The sequence below is a fragment of the Enterococcus sp. ARL09-542 genome (assembly GCF_005234805.1).
Classification (GTDB): Bacteria; Bacillota; Bacilli; order Lactobacillales; family Enterococcaceae; genus Enterococcus_D; species Enterococcus_D gallinarum.
The window spans coordinates 227094-244577 of record NZ_QPQX01000001.1 but is presented as its reverse complement, the minus strand read 5'-3'; the positions used below and the strand labels follow the sequence as shown (position 1 = coordinate 244577).

The 17484-nt window shown below is 38.1% G+C and carries 11 protein-coding genes; 3 read left to right on the top strand and 8 right to left on the bottom strand.

What is annotated here, in order from left to right; translation table 11 throughout:
- Positions 1 to 30: 30 nt before the first annotated feature.
- The 5 genes from hutH to ftcD form a co-directional block, all read right to left on the bottom strand.
- On the bottom strand, positions 31 to 1563 hold the full coding sequence (hutH, locus tag DVW06_RS01105) for a histidine ammonia-lyase (RefSeq protein ID WP_003125729.1): 1533 nt from the start codon (positions 1561 to 1563) through the stop codon (positions 31 to 33).
- Positions 1564 to 1672: 109 nt separating this feature from the next.
- The gene (locus tag DVW06_RS01100) at positions 1673 to 3040 is read right to left on the bottom strand and encodes an APC family permease (RefSeq protein ID WP_003125727.1); all 1368 of its coding nucleotides are present in this window, start codon (positions 3038 to 3040) and stop codon (positions 1673 to 1675) included.
- A gap of 128 nt (positions 3041 to 3168) precedes the next feature.
- Positions 3169 to 4836 carry a formate--tetrahydrofolate ligase gene (locus tag DVW06_RS01095; RefSeq protein ID WP_034704066.1) on the bottom strand — a complete coding sequence of 556 codons (1668 nt, stop codon included), beginning with the start codon at positions 4834 to 4836 and terminating at the stop codon, positions 3169 to 3171.
- A 37-nt stretch (positions 4837 to 4873) separates the two neighbouring features.
- Positions 4874 to 5500: a cyclodeaminase/cyclohydrolase family protein gene (locus DVW06_RS01090; RefSeq protein WP_003125724.1), complete on the bottom strand. Its 627-nt coding sequence runs from the start codon at positions 5498 to 5500 to the stop codon at positions 4874 to 4876.
- Between the two features lie 13 nt (positions 5501 to 5513).
- Positions 5514 to 6413, bottom strand: coding sequence for a glutamate formimidoyltransferase (gene ftcD, locus DVW06_RS01085; protein ID WP_003125723.1), 900 nt, complete (start codon positions 6411 to 6413; stop codon positions 5514 to 5516).
- 588 nt (positions 6414 to 7001) lie between these two features.
- Between ftcD and glmL the strand changes: the two genes are divergently transcribed.
- Positions 7002 to 8396, top strand: coding sequence for a methylaspartate mutase accessory protein GlmL (gene glmL, locus DVW06_RS01080; RefSeq protein WP_003125722.1), 1395 nt, complete (start codon positions 7002 to 7004; stop codon positions 8394 to 8396).
- A 130-nt stretch (positions 8397 to 8526) separates the two neighbouring features.
- Here the strand turns inward: glmL and DVW06_RS01075 are convergent, their stop codons facing one another.
- Positions 8527 to 11577 carry an AAA family ATPase gene (locus tag DVW06_RS01075; protein ID WP_003125721.1) on the bottom strand — a complete coding sequence of 1017 codons (3051 nt, stop codon included), beginning with the start codon at positions 11575 to 11577 and terminating at the stop codon, positions 8527 to 8529.
- A 168-nt stretch (positions 11578 to 11745) separates the two neighbouring features.
- Complete coding sequence (gene hutI / locus DVW06_RS01070) at positions 11746 to 13011, bottom strand: imidazolonepropionase (protein WP_003125720.1); 1266 nt, start codon at positions 13009 to 13011, stop codon at positions 11746 to 11748.
- Between the two features lie 217 nt (positions 13012 to 13228).
- On the opposite strand from hutI, the gene DVW06_RS01065 reads away from it, so the two are divergent.
- Positions 13229 to 15253: a urocanate hydratase gene (locus DVW06_RS01065; RefSeq protein WP_003125719.1), complete on the top strand. Its 2025-nt coding sequence runs from the start codon at positions 13229 to 13231 to the stop codon at positions 15251 to 15253.
- A gap of 216 nt (positions 15254 to 15469) precedes the next feature.
- On the top strand, positions 15470 to 16252 hold the full coding sequence (locus tag DVW06_RS01060; protein ID WP_003125717.1) for a formate/nitrite transporter family protein: 783 nt from the start codon (positions 15470 to 15472) through the stop codon (positions 16250 to 16252).
- A 105-nt stretch (positions 16253 to 16357) separates the two neighbouring features.
- Here DVW06_RS01060 and allD read toward each other — a convergent pair whose 3' ends face one another.
- Positions 16358 to 17419, bottom strand: a complete 1062-nt coding sequence (gene allD / locus DVW06_RS01055) for an ureidoglycolate dehydrogenase (RefSeq protein ID WP_086269041.1) — start codon at positions 17417 to 17419, stop codon at positions 16358 to 16360.
- Between the last annotated feature and the right edge of the window lie 65 nt (positions 17420 to 17484).

Below are 17484 nucleotides of genomic sequence, written 5' to 3'. Positions count from 1 at the left end.
CGGTCAATCGGCACAAATCAGGTCATACCTTTAAAACTGCAGATCCAATGTCACTTGTTTCTCAATTTCTTTTAAGAAATCTCTATCTTCTAAAACGGTAGTTGCTTTGTTTAATTCATCATACATTTCGATGTCTTTATCATGCTCAATAAAGTTTACTTGTCGACGAAATGCAAGATAAGCTGCTTTTGTGCCTTTGCCAAGTCCTGACTGATATCCTTTGATGTCTAGTGCTTGGCAAGCCGCCATGATTTCAGTTGCAACGACCCGCCGAGAATTTTTGACGATTTCTAGAGCTGTTCGGGCAGCAGTTGTACCCATGCTAACAAAGTCTTCTTGATTTTCACAGGATGGTATTGAATCTACACTAGCTGGGTGTGCCAAGATTTTATTTTCTGAAACCAGAGATGCACATGCATATTGTGTGATCATAAAACCAGAGTTCAACCCCGGATGTTTCACCAAGAACGAAGGCAGATTACTTAATTGGTGATTCACCAATCGTTCTACTCTTCGTTCAGATACATTGCCAATCTCAGCGGCAGCAATACCCAAAAAATCAAATGGTTGCGCCAAAGGTTCTCCATGAAAATTCCCTCCGGAAATCACTTCACCATTTCTAGAAATGATTGGATTATCAGTAACTGAATTAATCTCAATTTCTACTTTTTCTTTTACATATGCAATCGAATCTTTACTAGCACCATGAATTTGCGGCATACAACGTAATGTGTAAGGATCTTGAACATGATCTGGTGTCGCTTCCGTAATATATTTACTATCTTCAATTAAACGACGAATATTACGAGCGGTTGCTAATTGCCCACTTTGCGGGCGAATCGTATGAAGGTCTTCTTTAAAAGGACTAGAAATTCCGTCATGAACTTCCAATGAGAGTGCTCCTGCAACATCTGAAAGTTTTAATAACTGAATAGCATCATACGTTGCCAATGCCCCAACCGCGTTCAAAACTGTTGTCCCATTGATAAAAGCTAATCCTTCTTTGGCACTTAATTGAATCATTTTCAATCCTGCTTTTTCCATTGCTTCTTTCCCAGAATACAACGTGCCCTTATAATAAGCCTTACCTAAACCTAGTAATGGTAAAACCATATGAGCTAATGGGGCTAGATCACCGGATGCTCCTAATGAGCCTTTCTCTGGAATGTAGGGATGGACACCTACGTTCAACATCGCTAACAATGCTTCTACAGTGCTTAAACGAATACCAGAATAGCCTTTAATCAACGAATTAATTCGAATCAGCATAATAGCTCGTACAATATCTTCCGAAAATGGCTCGCCGTAACCAGCAGAATGAGTACGAATCAAATTTTCTTGTAATTGCACAGTGTCTTCTTTTGAAATACTGACATTACAAAGAGAACCAAATCCCGTATTGACTCCATAAACAACACGACGTTCCTCTACAATTTTATCAACAATCCTGCGCGACTCTTTCACTGCTTCTTTGGCACTTTCGGCTATTACACATTGACGATGGTTGCGTGCTACAGCCACTACGTCTTCTAAAGTTAGGCTAGCACCATCCAAAATAATCATTTCTTGACTAGGAATGGTATTCTGAGCTTCTTCTTTTATCAACATTTTCATCGTTTTATTCCCCACTTTTCTAATAAATTCCTTCCAAGTATCAGTTTCCACAAGTTTTCTAATTTACTTGCTTCGATTTATTATTGTTTAAGAGTAGATACAAGATGCTTGCTACTATAACTCCAATAACTCCAGCTATTAAATTGATCGGATTGGCCGCAGCGACCATCCAAATACTAACAACTATGGAGATAATTGGAATGACTGGACCAAACGGCAGCCGGAAAGCAGGCACATTTTCCATGTCTTTTTTTCTCAACCAAATAACTGCCAATGCAGTCGGAATGTACTGGAAGAAACGAAAGACTACGGACAGTTCCGCTAATTGTTCAAATGATCCGCTTAGTAGAAAAGCTATGGTTAGTAAACCAGAAAAAATAATAGCAACGATAGGTGCATTTTTATTATTTTTTTTAGCAATCACCTTAGGTAACAATCCTTCATCCGCGATTGAAGCTCCATATCGCGGAATCATCAGAGAATCTCCCATATTCAAGCCAGCAATTGAAATCAAGGCCCCGATTGAAATAATCCATTTCCCAGCTGGTCCAATCATTTCAACAAAAGCATCTTGAACTGGCGCATTGCTTTGTAAAATTCCCGTTCCAAGCATGGCAATCGTTCCCGCAATAATCATAAAATAAAGCAGCGAAACAATACTTATGGATCCAATAATCGCTTTTGGCACATTTTTTTTGGCATTCCGCATTTCTCCAGCTACTACAGGTAAAGCTTCAAAACCAATAAAAGCATAAAAGACAGTGAGTGACGTTGAGGCCATGGCTTTAGATAAAGTCATGTCAGGATTCAATTGTAGAAACGGTGTAAAGTTTCCTTGATTGATTCCATTTTTGATGAAAAAAACTGCAATCAGTGTGAAGGCAATAATTGGAATCAATTTAGCTATTGTAATAACAATCGTAAAAATTTTTGAAGTCTTAATCCCCATACTATTAATCACAGATAAGAAAATAACCAAACAAATGCTAATCAATGTATTCTGTCCTTCTAACGCTGGAAAAGTTTGGATCAGAAGTTTCGCAAAACCTGCAGCCATTGCAGCCCACGCAATAATCGTCACAAACCACCCCAGAACACCAACATTAAATCCAATAAAATCGCCAAATGCTGTTTTCGAATATTGGAAAGCTCCGCCATTCTTATTGAAGTAACCCGCAACTTCGGCGAAGCAAACGGCCAACATCAAAACCAAAACCGCATCTAAAACCATTGCAACAAGAGAAGCAGGACCTAAATCTTGGTAAATGGTTCGGGGCAAAAGAAAAATTCCTGAACCAATTACTGCATTGATTCCGTATAGCGTCGCACCACCAAAGCTAAATTTTGCATTCTCATTTTTCGCTAGCTCTGCGGAGTCAATGTCTTTAATATCCGTTATCTCTGAAACCTCGACATCTTTTTGCATACTATTTCACCTCTTCTTTTTTTATTGTAAAACGTTTTCAATTACACGTTTTATTCTAGTAAGCAGTTCATGTTAGCTATTTTACAAAGAGAGTTCCCTCCACCTCCTTGTAAAATAGCTCTAAACTGCTAGAATAATCCGGTTATATTTCCTTTTTCATCAATATCAATTCTTTCAGCTGCTGGAGATTTTGGTAATCCCGGCATCGTCATAACAGCTCCTGTCAACGCAACAATAAATCCTGCCCCGGCAGATACTTTGAGATTACGGATCATCACAGTAAAATCTTTTGGCGCTCCAAGTAGTGACGCATCATCTGAAAATGAGTATTGGGTTTTTGCCATACAAATTGGATAATTACCAAATCCAAGACGTTCCAATTCCTTTAATTCTTTTTTCGCACTTGGTGCCAATTCTACGCCTGCCCCACCGTATACTTTTTGGACGATTTTATTTAGTTTTTCTTCAATTGAATCATCCAAATCATAGACATAGCTAAAATGATTTGGCTCTTCTGCTAGTGCAACTACTTTTTCCGCCAGCTCTTTACCGCCAGCACTTCCTTTCCCCCAAACATCAGATAGAACAACTGCAACGTCCATTTCTTTACAAGCTTTCTCTACCGCAGCTAATTCTGCATCTGTATCTGTTGGAAATTTGTTAATAGCTACAACAACTGGCATCCCGTATACTTCTTTAATATTCTCTAAGTGTTTAGACAAGTTAGGTATTCCAGCAAATACTGCATCGACATTTTCTATTCCTAAATCGCTTTTCTTCACGCCACCGTGCATTTTTAACGCACGAATCGTTGCTACCAAAACAACCGCATCTGGTCGTAGATTAGCTAAACGACATTTGATATCTATAAATTTCTCAGCTCCCAAGTCAGCGCCAAAGCCGGCCTCTGTCACTGCATAATCGGCATACTTTAGCGCAAGTTTCGTTGCCAATACGCTGTTGCATCCATGTGCGATATTTGCAAATGGACCTCCGTGAATAAAAGCAGGGGCATGCTCCAATGTCTGTACAATATTTGGCTGAATTGCCTCTTTTAATAGGGCGGCCATTGCCCCTTCTGCTTTCAAATCCCCAGCAGTTACCGGCTCCCCATCGTAATTATATGCAACGATGATTTTTCTCAGCTTATTTTTTAAGTCAGCAATATCGTTAGCTAAGCATAGAATGGCCATAATTTCTGATGCAACTGTAATGTCATACCCATCCTCACGTGGCACGCCATTTACTCGTCCTTGAAGACCATTTACAATGTGACGCAATTGGCGATCATTCATATCTACCACACGTTTCCAAGTAATTCTGCGAGAATCAATTTGGAGAAGGTTCCCCTGATGAATATGATTATCTAATAGTGCCGCTAATAAATTATTGGCGGCACTAATTGCATGAAAATCACCGGTAAAATGTAAGTTGATGTCCTCCATTGGGACTACTTGAGCATGTCCACCACCAGCAGCACCACCTTTCACACCAAATACAGGACCTAATGAAGGCTCGCGTAATGCAATCACTGCTTTTTTCCCAATGGCTGTCAATGCATCGACGAGACCTACTGAAGTAGTGGTTTTTCCTTCTCCAGCAGGTGTAGGCGTAATTGCGGTCACTAGAATGAGCTTGCCATCCTCGTTGTCATCCAATGACTCAATATTATTGATCTTTGCTTTATATTTTCCATAAAGAGACAGATTTTCTTTAGCAATACCAATTGATTCAGCAATTTCTTCAATCGGCTTCATCACAACAGAATTTGCAATTTCAATATCTGATAAGACCATGTCCATAAACTTCCTTTCTATCTACCAATCTAAATGATTACAGCGATTCAAGTATTTGTTGATAGGTTGCATCAGCAATTTTGCTGCCTTCCTCAACTAGCGATTCCCCGGCTTTGCGGTATTGGCGAACAAACATTTCGTCTTTGATGCTTGCAAGGTTAATCAATACATTCAACCACGCACCTTGTAAAGCTGCCTTTAAATTCAAAGCAGCTACTCCCAAATCACTAGCAGCATTGGTATTTGATTTGCCAACCGCAGCCTGTGTGACTTTTAACGCATCCACAATTTTTTCCATCATAGAAAAAGGTGTAACAGCTGCTCCTTTTAAAGCACTCTGCATTGCTTCTCGGCGGGCTTTTTTTTCTTCTTCGGTTGTTTTTGGGAGTCCAAAAACAGCTGACACTTGATTAAAAGCTTCTGTATCTTCATCAATTGCCCTGAGTAAACCCTCTTGCAAAGATTTAGCTTTTTTTTGCAGTAATTCAATTTCGTCTTCGAACTCTGCATATTTTTTTTTGCCAATCGTGAGTTCTGTCACCATCTTTGTCAAAGCAATTCCTTGTGCGGCAGCTAATGCTGAAGCAGATCCCCCACCTGGTGCCGGTGTATCCGAACCTAAAACAGCAATGAAATCGTTTATTTGCATCTCAACGAGTTTCATGACAATCCCCCTATCAATTCAATAAATGATTTTCGAAAACTTGCTTATTATAATTGAACTCTTCAATCTGTAAATAATATTCAGCACAATCAATCAAGGCTTTTGCTGGCGTTAATCCGATTACTTCACTGCCAATAACCGACACACCATAACGTTTTGCTTCAAAGCGAATCGTTTCAAACACACGATACAGCGGTGTTTTCTCGAAGTTCACCATATTCATAGATACTTGAGCAATATTACGATCTTCAAGCATGACACCAATACCCTTGCAGTATTTCCATCCTCCAGAGGATCCGCGAACAATTTTAGCGATTTTATTGGCAATCTCAATATTATCTGTATCCAAATTCACATTGAATGCAACTAAAGGCATTCTGGCACCCACTGCTGTGACACCAGCGGTTGGATGAATTTTGCGTTCGCCATAATCTGGTTGCCATTCTTCTTCCAAAAGTTTTTCTGGCATTTTCTCAAATTGTCCTTTGCGGATCTTCGCTAAATTTTTACGTACGGGTGTAGTGGCTGAATCTTCATATAGAAAAATGGGAATCTGTAATTCTTCATTGATTCGTTGAGCTACTTTCTTAGAAATAGCAATGCACTCTTCCATGGTGACATCTTTGATCGGCACAAAAGGAACCACATCTGTTGCCCCCATACGAGGATGTTCTCCTTGATGCTTCGTCATATCAATATTCTCACTTGCAAACTTCACTAATTGAAATACTACTTCTTGGATTCCTTCTTCATCACCAACGAGTGTAAAAACACTACGATTATGAGATGTGTCAGAAGAATGATCCAACAATGTGACACCTTTAACATTCTTAGCGATCTCCACCAACCCATCAATAACCTTTTGATTTCTTCCATCACTGAAGTTCGGAATACATTCAATTAATTTTGTCATGGTCTATTGCTCCTTGTTTTTATTTTGAACTTTAGGTACGGCATAAATTTGTTCTTACTACATTAAAAAAAATCTATGAATAGCGTTATTTTTATTTCAACACCTCCTAATATCCCAATTTATTTGTTACCGCTTTCATTCACCGAAATCAGCTTATCACTCTTTCAAATCGGTTGCAAACTCCGTAAAAAAAAGCTTTTCATAATTTTTTCATAATTAAAATTCTGTTTTTTTTTGGAAAATTCTCCTAATTGTCTTCCGCATTTTTTTGTCTTTTATTTTATTTGACCTTTTTTTGACTTTCTTTTTTAAACTGAAGGTAACCTATCGTTGCGCATTGAATAAAAAACAAGACAGACTTTATTTAATCTTTTTGATTTCTTTTACAAAGTACTTTTTTTGCTTGAATAGGTACACTCATAAACAAAAATTTGTAATCAACACATAAAAAATCTTCAAGTTTTATTTTTGACGTTTAATAGTCGGTGCCCTTCGTTTTTTATACATAAACATTAGAAAAAAATAATTATTATGCCGATAATTCTTTTGAACTTTTGGAAAATTATCAGCAAATAAAGAGGTGGAAACATGAAGAAAATTGTTTTGTTGATTGATTTTGGCAGCACATATACAAAATTAACTCTGGTCGATCCTAGCGCCATGGAAGTCCTTCATACAGCTCAGATTCCCACAAGTAGTCAAGACGGGTTACAGTTGTGCTATACAGAAGGGAAAAAAGCATTACTTCAAACGTTAAAATTTTCTGATCAAGTAAAGATAGAAGAATATTTCTGTTCTTCCGCATGGGGAGGCTTTAAAATGATTGCCATTGGTTTAACTGAGAGTTTGACATTAGAAGCGGCGAAAAGAGCGGCTCTGGGGGCAGGCAGTCGTATTCTTCAAACTTTTTGTTATCGTTTGACACTGGACCAGCTTGAGGAAATAGAACAACAAAAGCCAGATGTTGTTTTGTTGACAGGAGGGTGTAATGGTGGAAATCAAGAAATCATCCGTCACAATGCCCGTCTTCTTACTCAGCTTTCTACAGAGATTGCATTGATTGTAGCTGGCAACGAAGACAGCTATGGAGAATTATCTAAGCTCTTGCAAGATCGAAATAATACTTACTTTACCGAAAACGTGATGCCTGATGTTAATAAGCTGAATCCTATTCCGGTTAGAAAAATTGCCCAAAAAGTTTTCTTAGAAAAAATTGTTCATTCAAAAGGGATTCATCAAGTTGCAGCTCACGCAAGTGCCCCCATCATCCCCACCCCTAAAGCTGTATTAGCTGCAGCCAAGCTATTAAAAGAAGGGACACAAGCTTCGAAAGGTTTTGGGAATTTAGTCGTTGTTGACATTGGGGGAGCGACAACAGATATTCATTCTGTTGGAGATGGTTTACCCCAAGCAGAAAATGTTTACTTTGAAGGATTGGAAGAACCCTATTTGAAACGTACCGTAGAAGGTGATCTCGGTATGCGTTCTTCTGCAGTAAGCTTGCTAAGGTGCATTGTAGAAGATTCCAATCGAATCAGGGCATTGTCTTCTTGGAAATTTACGACTCTTCAAGCTGCTTGCTATTATAGATGTAGTCATCCAACATATGTACCAAAGACACGAGAAGAATGCCTAATTGATCAATTTTTAGCTCAATCGGCAACGGCTATCGCTTTAGAGAGACATGCTGGAAAGATAAGAAAAGAATATACGCCAAATCGTACAATCTACTACCAGCATGGAAAAGATCTTCGAAATTTCCAAACAATCATTGGTACTGGTGGCGTTATCATTCATAGTCAATCTCCTAAAAAAATAGTTAAACCTGACATCAAGGGCATGTCTAATACTTTGCTACCAGTAGATCCGCAAATTCTTATTGACCAAGACTACCTTTTATCTGCAATGGGACTTTTAAGTCAAAACTATCCCGAAGCAGCATTGAACATTCTAAAGAAGAAACTTTATCGACTCAACCCTTAGTTGTGAAAAGAAGCTGTGACAAAAGTTTTGTCACAGCTTCTTCTGAATAAGCGGTTAGTAATAGCTTTTTCGGAATTTTCTTCTCATTTCTTGAAACTGATCACATCTGTCACAGCCTCAGATATCAATCTTATAGATTTACATGAAAGAATTCTTTTAAAACTTGCAACTCATAGCGGTCTCGATATTGACTAAGGTTGTCCATTGCTTTTGTCAAATAGTACGATAAATCTTCTTTAACCAAATGATTTAATTGTAGATTTGCATGCCTCTCATTTAGACACTTTTCTTTTACCAGTGCTTTGATAAAATAAACGAGACCACTATCACGCGGATTAGCTAGTTGATTTTGGTAACAGCTTGTCTTTTCAATAAACTCTATCACTTTTCCATAATCTTTTTTGTGAAGGTAAATTAATGTTAAATAAGCATTTAACTGAACCCTTTTCCATAATGAAGTAGTAACTTCAAAATATTCATTTGCCTTGAGAAAATAGGTTTCCGCTTGATCATAATCTTTTTTTGCATACAGTGTAATTCCCATATCAACATAAAAAATAGCCAAGCTCGTCACCAAATTATTTCCTTCACACAAATTGATGGCTTTTTGTTGCAGTTTGATAGACTGCTCATAGTTAGACCGCAAACGCTGGATTTCTGCTAGATAATCATACGCGGCAGCAATATTGCTGTTATACTTTTCGTCAAAACGGTTGGCAATATTAAAAATTGTAATCGATTCTTGGATGTACGATTCTGCTTGATCCAAATCACCGATCATCAGATGATACAAACCTTTCAATCGCAATAAAATACCGATAGATTCGTTGTTATTGGCAGTAATTGCTACATCCATTGCCAAATCGATATAATGTGCCATGTCCGTCGCATTATCAGTTTGAATATAGTAATAAATCATTTGACGATACCCGCGCAATAAATAGGTTGTTAGATGAAAGTCTTTCGCTTTTACGATTACTCGCTGAATGTTTTCAATTCCTCGATTATAGTCCCCGGAATTGATGAAAAAGCGACCTTCTAGATAAAGAAATCTGACGAGCAACAACTGATAAGTACTATCTTCTGCATACTGTCCTTCAATTTCTTTAAGTCTTGCACCTATCTCTTTGAATTTTTCTAATTCATTTGGGGCTTCTCTTCTGACCAATTCACGTGATGCCAAATGTTCTTGATGATAGATTGGAAAGAGTTCATGTTGAATACGTAAAAATAATTGATGATGAGAAAGTTCATAATCTAAGGACTTAAGTTCTTGATGCGCCTGACGATAGTGATACCCGATTGCTGCCAATAATTCGCTATCGTTTTTTGCTTCATTTAACTTTTGCTCTAATAAAACAGCAATTTTTTCATGTATCACACGTAATTTCATATCTGATTGTTGTGCATAAATAAATTGTTTCATCTTATTATGTTTAAAACTAAAGCATACTTCATCGAGATAAATATTCTCATTGATCAATCCTTGCTTGATTAAATTATCGAGCGCTTTATAAACCTCTGCTTTTTGACCATCGACTAACTCAATTAGTACACTCATAAATGCTAATTTCTGAAAGAAAGAAATCAAGTCAATCAATTCCACTTCTACAGGCAATAAGTTTACAAACTGTAGACTAAGCTTATCCTTTATGTTTTGCGTTAATCTTTCCAATGTGTTGCTCTCTTCCAATTGATTTAAGTACTCACTAATGTACAGAGGAACACCTTCTGATTCTCTCATAATAAAATCTATTGTAGATGTTTGGAACGTATGATTAGGCAATTGTTTCTCACAAAAAGCCCTGACCTCAAAATCTTGAAATGGAAGTAATTTCAATGTGATAATTTTTTCATAGCGGCGAACGCTTACGATAAAGTCTTGTATTTCCTTGCGAAAGCTTGATTGCAATGTCATGATAAAAATGATATCCCGATGGGGGTTATGCAGAATTAAACTCGTTAATAGCCTAATACTGGTTCGATCCATCCATTGTAAGTTTTCAATAAAAATGACAACAGGAGTTATTTTCCCCAACTGTTGCAAAGCTTCCGATATGCATTGTGCTAAAAAATTTAACTCAACAGAATCAATGGACCGAAGTACGCGTTGTGCTATTAAATCATTAAAAAATGGAAATTGTTGACTAAATGTTTGTTGCCATTGACTAACTTCAGCTAGCTTTTCTCTTTGCAATAAATGGATGATCTGTTGCAGTAGTTCACGCCATGGACGCAAGCAATGCTCTTGTTCCGTTTTATAACAAGTCACTTTGAATAGCTCATAAGGATATTGAATATTTTCTATGACTAATTGACACAATGAAGACTTTCCCACACCTAAATCTCCAGTAACTAAGACCGATTGAAATGGCTTTTTTTGTTTTAAATTCGCCAAATTCAACTCCAAGCGCTCCACTTCATTGGATCGACCATAAAAGTGATTCGCGCGTTTTTTTTGACTTACTCGCTGTTTTTGATTGGCAATCTGTAATGTTCTTTGATAGAGCTGTTTTGTTTCTTCACTTGGTTCAATTCCTAATTCATCTCTAAGTGTCTCTACCAATTCATAATAGGTTTCAATTGCTTTCCCATTGCGATGATTTTCAATATAAAATTGCATCAATAATTGATAATTGCGCTCATCAAATTCATCAATTGCAATTAATTTTCTGATATTTTTTTCTACATCGGCTACGGCATGAAATGAAATGTCTTCTGCAACCTTTTGATAGCAGCATTCAATAAATTGATGTTCATAGAGATTACGCATCTTAGTCAACCATGCATCAAACAGATCGGAATCTTTCAAATAAAATCCTTTTAAAAATTCATCCCGATAGTCTTCCAGATGAGCATAAGCATCCTTTTCAAAACGATACGTATCACTCTCAATGATTAAATCAGAATTAAACGTCAAAATAGATTTATTCGGTGAAACAATAAATTCCCCTCCCAACGAGCGATTTGCTTGATAAATTGTATTTCGCAAATTCTTCTTGGCACTTTTTTCATCTTTACTAGGCCATAAAATACCTGCTATTTCATCCCGACTAATTTGTTTGTTGATCACCATGTAATACAGCAAAGCATTGATTTTTGAAAAAGAAAAAATTTTTATGTTCCCATCCACTTTTATTGTTGGTGTTCCTAATAATTTAAACGACAATGTATGCTCCATCACTGCTCCTTCTTTCAGTTTTACTAATCTTTATTTTAAAACAACCAACCTAATAAAGATACCGCTTACAACACTGTCCATTATAACCTTCTAAACCTTCTAAACCTTTTATAAGAAAAACTCTCTAACTCTATCACTAGAATTGGAGAGTTCTCTGCAAAAAGATTTCTAACTATGCTGACGTTGCGAGACGACAAGATCTCCAGCCTTATATACATGTGTAACCAAATTAGTCGCAAAAAAATACAATGGAAAATCGATATTCGGTGCATCAAAAATAGTAATATCTGCCGATTTTCCTTTGTCTAGGCTTCCTACGCTCTTTGATCGACAAATAGAATACGCAGCATTAATCGTAACCGCATTAAAGACTTGAATTGGAGTAAGCTTTTGCATAAAGCAACCTAACTGCATAATAAACTGTAAATTTGCTGTTGGACAACTTCCAGGGTTACTATCTGTCGTTAATGTAATTGCCATACCCTTGTCGATCATTTTTCTTGCTGGTGCATACGTGTCTTCCATTAAGCTAAAGGTGGTTCCAGGCAGCAAATTCCCGATAACTTTGGCTTCGCTCAACTTTCTGATTCCTTCGTCAGTTATCATCATTAAGTGTTCAGCACTAACTGCACCTAACTGTGCAGCAATATCTACTCCCCCAATCGATGCAATCTCGTCCGCGTGTATACGTAATTTAAATCCCATTTCTTTTGCGGCTTTTAACAATCGATAAGATTCTTCGGCAGAGAAAACCCCTTCTTCACAAAACACATCACAAAATTCTGCTAGTTTTTCTGCTTTTACTTTTGGGAGCATTTCATCAATGATTAAATCAATAAACTCATTAGAACGTCCCTGATACTCTGCTGGAATCGCATGAGCTCCCATAAAAGTAGAAACAATATCGATTGCATGTTCGTTATTCAATTTTTTTGCAACTTCCAATTGTTTTTTTTCTGTTTCCCAATTCAATCCATAGCCGCTTTTAGCCTCTACTGTTGTCACACCATGCATCAGCATTTTATCCAGCAGATCTGCAGATTTATTATACAGCGTGTCAAATGAAGCTTGTCTAGTCGCATTCATTGTACTTAAAATCCCACCACCATCAGCTAAAATCTCTAAGTAAGGCACACCATTTAATTTCTTGGCAAACTCATGCTCTCGGCTACCACCATATACGAGGTGTGTGTGACAATCAATTAATCCAGGTGTCGCTAGTTTCCCTGTGTAATCAATAATTTCCGTATGTTTATCAACCAAATCATTGTTTGGCTGTCCTTCCCCTACGTGCAAAATCTTTCCATCCTTGATAGCGATATAGCCTCCGTTGATGATTATCGCTTCACTCATCTGCTTTCCTCTCAATGGTGCACCCTGATCAATCGGACAAAAAATTTGACTAAAATTGTTTAAAATTTTTTCTGCTTTCATTATTCTTACTCCTCTACAAATTATTCATATTCTGAGTATAAAAAATCATAGTCTAACAGAAGTCAAACGATGCGTCTCAACCATTTATAAAATTGGAATAAAATTATTTGTGCGGATAGACGTTTCGTTGACACCGCTTATATATACTGAGAATCGTAAGCCGATTAAGAATATTTTATTCATTCACCATTATTATACACTTGAGGAGGAAATATTAATGATTCAATTACAAGACATCGAACAAGCGATGACAGTTAAGTTAGATGACTTTTTACCTGAAAAAACTATTTTTCAAGAAGGCATTCGCCGCGCACCTGATCGCGGATTCCGTTTAACAAAAGACCAGACAGAACTCGCATTAAAAAATGCATTGCGTTACATTCATCCAAAATATCATGAAATCGTGATTCCAGAATTTATAGAAGAGTTAAAGACACGTGGGCGTATTTACGGTTATCGGTGGTATCCTAAGGAAAGAATCTATGGCAAACCAATTGATGCATATAAAGGTAAATGTACTGCCGCAAAAGCAATGCAGGTAATGATTGATAATAACCTTGATTTTGCTGTGGCGCTTTATCCCTACGAACTTGTAACTTATGGAGAAACTGGTCAGGTTTGTTCCAACTGGATGCAGTATCACTTGATTAAAAAATATCTCGAAATCATGACAGAGGAACAAACATTGGTGATTGAATCAGGTCACCCTTTGGGCCTTTTCAAATCAAAAAAAGACGCTCCCCGTGTGATTATCACGAATGGATTATTAGTTGGGGAATACGATAATATTGATGACTGGGAAATTGCCGAAGAAATGGGAGTAACCAATTATGGACAAATGACCGCTGGCGGCTGGATGTACATTGGTCCTCAAGGAATCGTTCATGGCACGTTCAATACCCTTTTGAATGCTGGTCGTTTGAAACTTGGAATTAAAGATGATGGCGATTTAGCTGGAAAACTGTTTGTTTCCTCTGGACTTGGTGGGATGTCTGGCGCTCAGGGTAAGGCTGGAGAAATCGCCAATGCAGTGGCAATTATTGCTGAAGTGGATAAGTCACGAATCGATACAAGATTAGAACAAGGATGGATTTCTAATCTTGCGGAAACTCCAGAAGAAGCAATAAACATTGCTACAAGCTATCTAAATAAAAATGAAAAGACTTCAATTGCCTATCACGGCAATATTGTCGATTTATTGGAATACATTGACCAAAATGATGTACCAGTTGATTTACTATCTGATCAAACCTCTTGTCATAATGTGTACAATGGAGGATACTGCCCTGCTGGCATTACGTTTGAAGAAAGAACAAAACTATTAGCCACAAATAGTGAAAAATTCCATCAGCTAGTGGATGAAACATTGAAACGCCATTACCATGTAATCAAGTCGCTTGTTGCAAAAGGCACCTATTTCTTTGACTATGGTAACTCTTTCATGAAAGCAATCTATGATTCTGGCATTAAAGAAATCTCAAAAAATGGGATTGATGATAAGGATGGCTTCATTTGGCCATCTTATGTTGAAGATATCATGGGACCAATGCTTTTCGATTATGGCTACGGTCCATTTCGTTGGGTGTGCTTAAGCGGTAAACACGAAGACTTGGTCGCAACAGATCATGCTGCAATGGAAGTGATTGATCCGACTCGCCGTTATCAAGACCGAGACAATTACAACTGGATTCGTGATGCAGAAAAAAATCAATTAGTCGTTGGTACACAAGCTCGAATCTTATACCAAGACTGTATGGGGCGAGTGAATATTGCACTTAAATTTAATGAATTGGTTCGAGAAGGTAAAATTGGTCCTGTTATGCTAGGACGTGATCACCATGATGTTTCTGGAACAGATTCTCCATTCCGTGAAACATCAAATATTAAAGATGGAAGTAATGTTTGTGCCGATATGGCTACACAATGCTACGCCGGAAATGCAGCTAGGGGGATGTCTTTGATTGCACTGCATAACGGTGGTGGTGTCGGAATTGGCAAATCAATCAATGGCGGTTTTGGACTTGTACTAGATGGTTCAGAACAAGTGGACGAGATCATCAAGTCAGCGATTGCCTGGGATACGATGGGCGGAGTGGCACGTAGAAGCTGGGCTCGAAATGATCACGCAATTGAAACGTCCATTGAATATAACAAAATGAATCAAGGGACTGATCATATCACTATCCCTTATCTTGCAGAACAAAGCAGCATCGATGCCGCAATCAATGCGCTTTTTGATTAAATCAAACACGGATTATTTTTTCCCAGGAACTGTGATATAAGTACTTTTTAATAAACTAAACATCTGAACTGCATGATACCATTTACGGTGAAGTCGGTCTTCAGCACAATCATAAGAGAAAGACAATTCATCATTATAGAGAACGGATACCTTTTGGCTAGTTTATACTTCTGTCACACTTCCTTTTTTAAGTGATCTACTGAAAGGAAGCGAACCATGTACGCACCAGAAGAAATTGTTGAAATAGCAATCAAAAACGGGGCAAACAAAACAAAAAAAACACTAATAGCAAAATGTTTGTTAGGCTTTATTGGCGGTGCTATGATTTCTTTGGGATATTTAGCTTATATCCGAGTATCCGCCCCCATACCATCAAACTTTTCCGGATTAGGGACATTGTTAGGATCAGCAATTTTTCCTATTGGATTAATCGTCATTTTACTAGCTGGCGGGGAATTAATCACTGGAAACATGATGGCTGTAACAATTGCCTTTTACGATCACCGGATTTCTTATCAGAAGCTTGTAGGCAACTGGGTATTGATTACAATCACAAACATGATTGGAGCAATTTTTGTTGCCTATTTTTTTGGTTACTTTGTTGGACTGACGCATACTGATGTCTTTAGAGAACAGGTCATAAAAATAGCGCAGCACAAGCTAAACACTTCTTTTTCACAAGCCTTCATTTCCGGTATTGGCTGTAACTGGTTTGTTGGACTCGCATTATGGTTATGCTACGGTGCAAAAGATGCGGCAGGAAAGATTCTATCTATCTGGTTTCCAGTCATGATTTTCGTGGCAATTGGATTCCAGCATAGTGTCGCTAACTGCTTTGTTATTCCCGCAGCAATCTTTGAAGGAGAAGCTACTTGGAAAGCGTTTGTTTTAAATTTTATCCCTGTCTATCTAGGAAATATAGTAGGTGGTGCAGTTCTCGTATCTGGATTTTATTATCTTAGTTATTCAGCAAAAAATGCTACTACCAAAGATAACTAGCACAGAATAAAAGAAGATGAACATATGTATCCTCAATACGTATGTTTATCTTCTTTTTAAGACGTATACCTATTCGTTATTTTCCACTATAAAATAGTTCAGCACCTACTTCGCAAATGCATCTTGCCCTCCATACTTATTCTGGTGGATGATCTCACTGATCAAGTACTCGTAGATGGAACGCGGAATCTGTACACCATCTTGCTTTGCTTTCTCAAACTGTAGTTGACTGATCTCGCCTGGATAATAGACCGTTGATTGTCCTTCTACAGGCGGAATTTCATGTAATTCATTTACCATTTGATCCATCTGTTCTTTAAATGCCGAAAGATCCGTAAAGCGTTTGGGATCAATGACTAGAAACATTTGTCCTAGGCGTCTTTTTTCAGTGAGATCGGCATACATAGAAGATACATGTTTCCCGAAAGGCAGTCCTAACAGTGAACCGGCTAAAATATCCACCATCATCATCAAGCCATAGCCCTTGGCGCCAGCGATCGGTAATAATCCTTTAACGTCCGTAGGATCTGTGGTTGGTTGTCCTGTATCGTCCACTGCCCAATTTTCTGGGATCGGCTGATTTTTGGCTCGGGCATCGAGTATTTTGCCCCACGCTTGAACGGTGGTAGCCATATCAAAAACAATGGGTTCATGTCCCGCTCGTGGCGCAGCAAATGCAATTGGGTTCGTGCCAAAGTAATTGCGGGTACCGCCAAAGGGAACTGCCATTGGATCTGATTGACACATCGCTAATGCGATCAACTCTTCTTCTGCCGCTTTTTTGACATAATAAGCCATGGTACCACTATGACTGGTTTGTTCGACACCGACATAGGCAATTCCAGCTTCTTTGGCAAGATGGATCGCAATCTTCATCGCTTCATTACAGACGTATTGTCCCATGCCATTGTCGCCATGAAAAATCCCTGTAGCAGGGCCGGTTTTCTCAAAAGATAATTTAGGCGCCAATGTGATTCCGCCTTTAGCGATCCGTTCGGCATAATAGTCCATGCGTACAGCACCGTGGGAATGGACACCTGTTGCATCTGCAATAGCTAAATGTTTCGCCGTTTCGCTGGCAGCTTCTTGCGGCAACCCAGCAGCAATCAGTTTTTTCTTCATCAATTCTTCCAATTGAGTAATAGAAAGAGTGACTAGTTCTTCCATCGTGAATCCTCCTTTAACAATAAAGGAGAAGTACCTGATAGTGACAACAGCGACTTCTCCTTTCT

What these genes read in the sequence shown, in the direction of transcription:
- hutH (WP_003125729.1), bottom strand. Translation starts at nt 1,563, where the DNA reads ATGATTATTTTGGATGGTGCTAGCCTAACTTTAGAAGACGTAGTGGCT.
- DVW06_RS01100 (WP_003125727.1), bottom strand. Translation starts at nt 3,040, where the DNA reads ATGCAAAAAGATGTCGAGGTTTCAGAGATAACGGATATTAAAGACATT.
- DVW06_RS01095 (WP_034704066.1), bottom strand. Translation starts at nt 4,836, where the DNA reads ATGGTCTTATCAGATATTGAAATTGCAAATTCTGTTGTGATGAAGCCG.
- DVW06_RS01090 (WP_003125724.1), bottom strand. Translation starts at nt 5,500, where the DNA reads ATGAAACTCGTTGAGATGCAAATAAACGATTTCATTGCTGTTTTAGGT.
- ftcD (WP_003125723.1), bottom strand. Translation starts at nt 6,413, where the DNA reads ATGACAAAATTAATTGAATGTATTCCGAACTTCAGTGATGGAAGAAAT.
- glmL (WP_003125722.1), top strand. Translation starts at nt 7,002, where the DNA reads ATGAAGAAAATTGTTTTGTTGATTGATTTTGGCAGCACATATACAAAA.
- DVW06_RS01075 (WP_003125721.1), bottom strand. Translation starts at nt 11,577, where the DNA reads ATGGAGCATACATTGTCGTTTAAATTATTAGGAACACCAACAATAAAA.
- hutI (WP_003125720.1), bottom strand. Translation starts at nt 13,011, where the DNA reads ATGAAAGCAGAAAAAATTTTAAACAATTTTAGTCAAATTTTTTGTCCG.
- DVW06_RS01065 (WP_003125719.1), top strand. Translation starts at nt 13,229, where the DNA reads ATGATTCAATTACAAGACATCGAACAAGCGATGACAGTTAAGTTAGAT.
- DVW06_RS01060 (WP_003125717.1), top strand. Translation starts at nt 15,470, where the DNA reads ATGTACGCACCAGAAGAAATTGTTGAAATAGCAATCAAAAACGGGGCA.
- allD (WP_086269041.1), bottom strand. Translation starts at nt 17,419, where the DNA reads ATGGAAGAACTAGTCACTCTTTCTATTACTCAATTGGAAGAATTGATG.